General features: G+C 50.3%; 1 protein-coding gene. It reads left to right on the top strand.

Features of this window, described 5'->3' with window-relative positions:
- Positions 1-5 precede the first annotated feature (5 nt).
- A partial coding sequence (locus UQ64_RS28330) for an IS110 family transposase (protein WP_156417706.1) occupies positions 6-529 on the top strand: 524 nt, incomplete at its 3' end.

The following is a 529-nucleotide window of genomic DNA, read 5'->3' as shown; positions in this document are numbered from 1 at the left end:
CCTCTTTGCATCTGGTTGTCGGTGTAGATATTGCCCAGGAGATGCATGTCGCTCGTGCAGTGAGCTATCGGGGAATTGCGTTGGGATCGCCGCTCGAGTTCGGCAACCATGACGAGGGCTTTCGCCTGTTCGGACGCTGGATTCAAGATCTGCTCAAGTCTTACAAGCTGAGCGAAATCATTGTGGGTATGGAACCCACTGGACATTACTGGCTGTGCCTGGCTCGTTGGCTCTCAAACCAAGGAATTGAGGCTGTTCTCGTTAATCCACACCTCGTTAAAAAGAACAAAGAAAATCGCGACAATACCCCATCAAAAAGCGACCGCAAAGATGCGCTCGTTATCGCGGATATGGTCAAAAACGGCTACTATTCCCCCGTACGATTCAACCCGGAAGCCTACGAGGAACTGCGGATTCTTATGGCCAATCGGGACACGGTTACCAAACGCCTTAACAGTGCCGTTAACCAGATTCATCGCTGGGTAGATATTGTGTTCCCAGAACTTCGGCATGTCTTCAAAATTCTCAC

The sequence above is a fragment of the Paenibacillus etheri genome (genome assembly GCF_001012825.1).
GTDB classification, from domain to species: Bacteria; Bacillota; Bacilli; order Paenibacillales; family Paenibacillaceae; genus Paenibacillus_AQ; species Paenibacillus_AQ etheri.
Note: the sequence above shows the minus strand (reverse complement) of the source record. Positions and strands in the feature narration are given on the sequence as shown.